Source organism: Neoroseomonas rubea (genome assembly GCF_016106015.1).
Taxonomy (GTDB): domain Bacteria; phylum Pseudomonadota; class Alphaproteobacteria; order Acetobacterales; family Acetobacteraceae; genus Neoroseomonas; species Neoroseomonas rubea.
This window is the reverse complement of record NZ_JACADQ010000239.1, coordinates 1-6,585: the sequence shown is the minus strand read 5'-3', so window position 1 is coordinate 6,585 and position 6,585 is coordinate 1. Positions and strand designations below refer to the sequence as shown.

Sequence of the window (6,585 nt, the reverse complement as noted above, 5' to 3'; positions counted from 1 at the left end):
CCGGCCTCTCGCCCCGGCCCACCGCCCGGAGCCCGGACTCAGCCCAGGCCGAGCGGCCGGCCCCACCCGCCCGGCCGGGCGCCGCGCCGCGCGAGGCGGGGGGGGGCTGGGTCGCGCTGCCGCCCGGCACGCCCGCGCGCATTGGCGATCGCGTGACCTGCTCCATCGAGGGCTCGCTGGAGTGGGAAGGACCCGAGGCGGGTGCGCCCAACCTGCTGCTGCCGGTATGCCCGACCGAAGCCGTGGTGGGCGAGCCCGGCAGGCTGCCGCCGGGATGGTGGCAGGTTCTCCCCGAGGGGGTTTCGTGGTGCGTGAGCGCGACCGGGCGGGATTTCGGCGTGCCCTTCGTGGAACTGCACTACCGCGGCGTGGCGCCGGCGCAGTCGCAGATCACGGTGCGCTTCGGCTGCCGGGAGGAGGCGCTTGGCGTGAAGCGTCTGTGGCTGGAAGCGCCGTGGCGGCTGGCGGCGGGGACCCTGCCCGCCAGTTGCTCTGCGTTGCTTGTGCTGGGGCGCCATGGGGCCGATGGGGCGTATCGCGACACGCTCACCGTGCAGATGCCGCGGCCGCAGGCGATGAACATGGTCGGGCAACGCCCGGCGGCGGGGTTCGAGGAGTCGGAGGGCCGGGTGCTGCCGGGCGTCGCGCTGTGGTTCACGCGGGAGGAGGGGGTGGATTTCCGGCTGCGGCTGGGGGCGGCGGGGCTGTGGCCGGCAGTACGACTCTAGGAGATGAAAGAAATGGAAGAGAGCGGGCGCGGCGGCCCCATGGCGGTTGGCTCTGGGTGATTTACACGAGAAGGGTTTGATGATCCCTAACGGTCGCGCCAAGAATGGAATTTCAGTAAAATCGGCAAAACATCACAAAGTTCTAGCTAGTGTTTTTAGATTGTTTGATGAAATGTCACCAAACTGCTGAATAATCTCAAGGTATTTTCTCGCAAGGATTTGCCTTTTGAAAGAAAATGCCTCCGCATCGAAGTTTATCTGAGCCAGAATGTCATGAATATTGGTATTTCTGGAGATGGATTCCCATTCATAGGTCGGAATGCCTATGCATTCTGCAAGTTCCTTCGTCCGCGTGTCGTGCGGAAACACGACGGCTGGCGTTCCGGCTTGCATTGCTAAAATATTACCATGAAATCTTGGTCCAATTGAAATATCTACAGAACGAAGATAGTCGATCCATGATGGAATATGAGAAAAACACCGAGCGGATCGCGCCATGAATTTCAAAAAATCTTGAACATCGCTGCTCCCCGTAAAATAATCTGCGAAATACTCGATCTTAGCTTTATCAACTGATTCGGATCGGCGAATTATGTTTAGAATATCTTGATCCGACTGAAAAACAAGTGAGCCACCACCCCGCGAAACAAGTGCGCTAAGGTGCTGGACCTTGTACGGTTCGAGAGTAAAGTAAGTAAGATTCAGCGCGATAGATGGATCGCTTGGCATACCGCGCAAGCGATCTGCAATTCGTATACCGAGTTGTGGGTCAGGATTTAGGAAGTTCGATGGGCAACCTATGACGGTGGCGTGAGGAAAGCCATAATCGGCTAGAATACTCGCGGTAAATTCGCCGCGGACGCCCACAGCGGTGCCTCGGTCGCGCAGCACGTCGAGGAATCGACGCGTTCCATTCGGAAGTTCAACGCGACTATCACCGAAGGAGGCTTGAGCGCCGAGTCCAACAACCAGGATCGGAAGCCCGGACAACTCCACCAAACGTGAAATCCAGCCGATATCTGTATCTGCAGCCAGGTGATTTGCAGCAGGATAAACAATAAGATCATATTCTTCACGCCAATGCGCCGGCTTCAATTTCATATCGTAAAATGACGTCCTTTCTCCCAATAAATGCATATTTACTGCATGAATGAACGCCATATTTCCCGTATTTCCGCCTATCCAGTAATAATATTCGCTGCCAGAAAATAAGAATGAATCACCTTTCTCTATTTGCGGCGATAGAAAAATCATCCGATTCATCAGAGTTCTGCCTCTATTTTAGTGAGAAATAGATTTACTTTGTATTTAAGGGGCGGAACCCCTCATCCCGTATTGACGCCAGGGATTGCGGTATGATGGTAGCGAATTCCTGGCGAAGCGTTCTGCCCGAACGCACGCTGATCGCGGTGTTAAGCACACCGTTCGTATCGTGCGCTGCAAAGCCGCAAACCCCGAGAACAAGGCGCACGATCAACCCATCATCCCCACACCAAACCACCTCCCGACTCCCCGCCGGCGCATCCAGCAACTCCAGCAGCGCCGCCTCCACCGCCCGCGCATCGCGGATCTCCACCCGCGCCACGCGCTGCTTCAGCCGGATCACCCGCGCCATCCGCCCTCGATCCGCCCACACGCCGAAGACCAACCGCTCAGCATCCAGCGCCTTGCGATCCCGGTGCTGCCGTGCCGCCTTCTGCACCGCCTGCACCGCCGGGTCCCAGGCCGCATCCGGATGCAGGACGGGCATCTTCGCCACGACGGACGGCGCCGCTTCATCCAACGACTCCTCCCCCCGCAGCCAGCACCACCGCCCGTCCAGCTCCCACTGGTCCCCGCGCCGCAGGCCAAGCCCCCGGCTGCCCGTCCCGCTCGCATCCACCACCACCGCGCGGCCATGGTCGCGGCGCAGCGCGGCGAAGTCCTCCCGCGCCAGGGCGCGTACGCCGAGCGGCAGCACCGCTTCCACCAGGCGGCGCACATCCTCGCGCAACAGCAGCACCACCGCCGCCTGGCCCACCAGGTGGCGCGCAACCGACAGCCAGGACATCAGCGCCAGCGCACCCCGCTCCGGCCCCCAGACCGAAAGGTCCACCGCCAGCACCGGCCGTGCGTCGCGCAGCAACTGCACCAGGTTGCGGGTGCCGAATTCGACGCGACCCTTGAGGTCCTCGCGCGCCTCAAGCACCGGGGCGCGCAGGGTCGTGATGGCCGGTCGGCGCAGCGCGATCTGCACCATCGCCTCGGCCATATCCTCCGGCGTCTCCACCACGGCGGCACCGCGCAGCCCGGTGCCGATCGCCGAATGCCGCGCCACGAGCGAGGGCATGCCGAGTGCGAGGCAGTCGCCCACCTTGATCTTGAAGCCGGTGCCGTCGAAGGTGGGTGCCAGGGCGATGTCGCATTGCGCGTAGAAGCCGGCCTCGGTCGGCACGCGGCCCAGGCGGCGCACGGGCAGGCGGGTTTCCAGCACGCCGCTCGCGGTGCCGGCCAGGGCGATGTCCACCGGCGCGAAGGTTGCGGCGATGCGCGGCTCCAGCGCGCGCAGCACCGCCTGCATGCCGTGCAGGTTGTAGGTATGCGCCGAACCGAGGAAGCCGAAGGTCACCTTCCCCGGGTGCAGGTAGTCGGCGCGGCGCAGTGCCGGCGCCTCGGCTTCCAGCGCCTCGTCGTAGAAGGGCAGGCTGGCCACGCGCGCGCGGGTGCGGCCGAGCAATTCGCGCGCATCCTGGTCCTGGATCGCGATGGCGATGTCGGCGCGGTCGATGCCGAACATCTCCGGTCCCTCATCGATCTCGAAGAAATCGTGGCCGATGCCGTAGCGGTCCAGGATGGCGCGGCGCTTGTGGAACAGGTCGTGCGTCTCGAGCACCTTCACGGTGCCCGCGGGTGCCAGGGACAGCGCCCGCGACAGCCACACGTTGTGCACGACGAAGACATCGAAGCTGCGCCGCGAAAACAGGTTCACGAGCAGGGTGTCGAAGCTTGTCGACCACCATTCGTCGAGCTGGTGCACCCGTCCGGACTTGGGCGGCAGGCCCACGCTGTGCTCGGCGGCATGGACGATCACCTCGTCCCATTGCGCGCACATCCGGTCGAAATCCTCGGTCTGGAAGCGCCAGTACCAGCCCCCTTCGAAGGCGTAGAGCAGGAAGGTGATGCGGTAGCCGAGCGACTTCAGCAGTGCCGTGGTCTGCAGCACCCGGCGCCTGTGCCCGACATCCGGTGGCCAGGATGCGAAGGGGGATAGGACCAGGGCGGACTTCATGGCGTGGGCGCGATGCCTTGGCCCATCATCAGCGCGGCGGCGTAGATCGCACGCAGCTGCAGGCCGAACTGGTCGGCATCGGCGGGGTCGAAGTTCAGCGCCGTGAGGTTGCGGTGCTCCGCCGGCAGCCGCAGAACCGTGTCGGCGTATTCGGCGCGCAGTCGCACGGGGTCCGCCTCGGCGATGCCTGCCACCATGTCCGATACGGCCTGCCAGTATACCCGGCGACGGAAGAACGGGAGCGTCATGCGCTCCACCGCGACAAGGTGTTCGACCGTGAAGGCGGGATCGTACCAGATGTTCTCGATGCCGATACGCTCCAGCAGCTCGAGCTCCTCGTTGCTGAGCAGCGAGGCTGATCCCTTGCGGCCGAGTTCGGTCTTGAACGTGCCGAACTCCTCGAAGACGTCGCGCCGCCAGGCCATGTTGGCACCGACGATCCATTCCCCGCGTCGCAGGAAGCGCCCCTTTGCTCCCCAGTCGAGGCAGGAGAGGTAGCCCGACAGCCGCTTCGCGTCGTACCAGCGCGGCAGCACCGCGCTATCGTAGCGCGGCAGCACGCGACCTCCGGCCACCCGAAGACCCGGTCGCGCGCGGAAGGTCTCGACCACCGCGTCGCACCAGCCTTTCGCGACGAAAGCATCGTCATCCAGGAAGACGATGACCGGGGCCGTGGTGGCATCGATGCCAGCATTGCGCGCATGCGACAGGCCGGTCGCCTCGCACGTCACGACGCGCATGGCGCGGGGCATCGGGTTCGCGATGGGGCGGCGCTTCGCGGCCGGGGTGTTGTCGACAACCACGACCTCATGCTGGCCAGGGGTGGGGCGCCCGTTCGCCTCCAGGGTCTCCAGCGCCTCCTGCAGAACGGGGTAGCGGTCATAGGTGCAGATGACGACGCTGAGCTCTAGCATCCTGGCTCCTGCAGATCCGGCGTGGCAGGGCGGCGGTCGGGCGGGGCGTCGTCAGCCGCCGCGTTCGCGTAGACACGGATCGTCTCGAAGGAGAAGCTAACGTCATGATCGCCCACCGCGGCCGGGTCGACCTCCAGCGCGAAGTCGAGCGTGGCGGCGTCCTGCTCCTCGGGCACGAGCGCCTTGAAGAGACGGCCCTCTCGGCTCAGCCAAGGACAGGGCTGCCCGCCGACCTTGAGAGCGAAGCTGGCCTCGACCTCGGGGTTCACGAAATCGGCGACCTGCACCTCGAAATGGTACTGCCGCGCGCGCGCAAGCACGAGACGCGCCGACAAACGCCCCGTGGCCTTGACCCAGCGCTTCGCGCTGCTGGGCAGGATTTCTGGCTCATAGACGGTGTCGAACACGGCGTTGGGCATTAGCGCGTGGTAGGTCCACGCACTTACGTCCGGACGTGCCCGCTGCGCCGGGAGATCGTGGCGGATGAAGTTCTCCATCGCCTCGGCGAGGTCGTCGATACGCCCCGAAAGACGCTGGATCCTCTCATCCATATCGCGCAGGCGGTGCGACAGGTCTTCGAAAAGGAGCTCGGGGGAGGCTTGGAACAGTTGGTATAGGTTCGGCCGCTGCATGGTCGATCATCCCGAGCGCGTCACTTTGAACAAGACCGGTATAGAGCAGCCCCAGAAGATTGGCCACTGACCTCGTAACGAAATCCAGATGCGGAAATGCTGTTCGGTCCGAAAGCCTTAAACGTTCGAGAGCCGATAGACCGGCGTCCTGACGCAATCGTCATATCCGCGCCGTCTGCCTCTCCGCGGGCGGACCGGAGAGCAGCGCCCGACATTTTTCCTTCGTGATGCCGGTGGCAGTGGTTCAAATCCGCTCGCCGCGACCATCTCCCTCGGACCGCCATGTGGTTCCACCGATCGAGACTGCCGCCTGACCTGCGCGACGCGCTGCGCGCCGCCGAGCGTGCCGCCCGTCCGCCGCTGCATCGCCGCATCGCCGCGCGAATCCGCGCCGTGGCGCGCATGCCCCTGCTGGCCTGGCTCATGCTCGCCGTCCTGCTCGGCTTCGGCGCCTGGAAGGCGGGTCTGCTTGGCGACGGCGTTGCCATCACCGGCCCGTCCACGCCCCGGTCGATCGCGCGGACGACGCTCCGCGCCAGCGTGGTGGACGGGGACACGCTCGCGGCGGGCAGCGAGCGGCTGCGCATCAACGGCATCGACGCGCCGGAGATGGCGCAGTCCTGTGAGCGTGCCGGCACCACCTATCCCTGCGGGCGCATGGCGCGCGAGGCCATGGCGGCGATCCTCGGCAGCGGCACGGTCGCGTGCGAGATCCTCGGCGCCGACCAGTATGGCCGCCGCATCGCCCGCTGCCGCAACGAGGCCGGGCAGGACATCGCCGCGGAACTCGTCCGCCAGGGCTGGGCGATCGCCTTCCGCCGCTTCAGCCTCGACTATGTTGGGCAGGAAGCCGAAGCGCGCCGCGCCCGGCGCGGGATCTGGGAAGGCCGTTTCGAGGAACCGGACGCCTTTCGCGCCCGCACGCGGTCCGGCGCCGCGCCGTGAGAGGATAGGCGCGGGAGCGGCCCCGCGCCGCCCCCGCGCACCGCCGCGCCGCCCGCCGAACATCCCGGCGGACAGCGCCGCGTGTCAGCGCCGCAGTC

At 65.2% G+C, this 6,585-nt stretch carries 6 protein-coding genes; 2 read left to right on the top strand and 4 right to left on the bottom strand.

Features of this window, described 5'->3' with window-relative positions; all coding sequences use genetic code 11:
* Nucleotides 1-728 (top strand): hypothetical protein (locus tag HW577_RS18200; RefSeq protein WP_232475044.1); only part of this gene is annotated, 728 nt, incomplete at its 5' end.
* Nucleotides 729-860: 132 nt separating this feature from the next.
* Here the strand turns inward: HW577_RS18200 and HW577_RS18195 are convergent.
* From HW577_RS18195 to HW577_RS18180, 4 genes are all read right to left on the bottom strand, one after another.
* The gene (locus tag HW577_RS18195; protein WP_198377561.1) at nt 861-1,991 is read right to left on the bottom strand and encodes a polysaccharide pyruvyl transferase family protein; all 1,131 of its coding nucleotides are present in this window, start codon (nt 1,989-1,991) and stop codon (nt 861-863) included.
* A 34-nt stretch (nt 1,992-2,025) separates the two neighbouring features.
* Complete coding sequence (locus HW577_RS18190; protein WP_198377560.1) at nt 2,026-3,930, bottom strand: glycosyltransferase; 1,905 nt, start codon at nt 3,928-3,930, stop codon at nt 2,026-2,028.
* A 62-nt stretch (nt 3,931-3,992) separates the two neighbouring features.
* Nucleotides 3,993-4,910 carry a glycosyltransferase family 2 protein gene (locus HW577_RS18185; RefSeq protein WP_198377559.1) on the bottom strand — a complete coding sequence of 306 codons (918 nt, stop codon included), beginning with the start codon at nt 4,908-4,910 and terminating at the stop codon, nt 3,993-3,995.
* Nucleotides 4,904-5,542, bottom strand: a complete 639-nt coding sequence (locus HW577_RS18180; protein ID WP_198377558.1) for a hypothetical protein — start codon at nt 5,540-5,542, stop codon at nt 4,904-4,906. Before HW577_RS18180 ends, HW577_RS18185 begins: the two co-directional genes overlap by 7 nt.
* Before the next feature lie 282 nt (nt 5,543-5,824).
* Here HW577_RS18180 and HW577_RS18175 point away from each other — a divergent pair, with 282 nt between their 5' ends.
* Nucleotides 5,825-6,487 (top strand): thermonuclease family protein, encoded by a 663-nt coding sequence (locus HW577_RS18175; RefSeq protein ID WP_198377557.1) that lies wholly within the window; start codon nt 5,825-5,827, stop codon nt 6,485-6,487.
* Nucleotides 6,488-6,585: the final 98 nt, after the last annotated feature.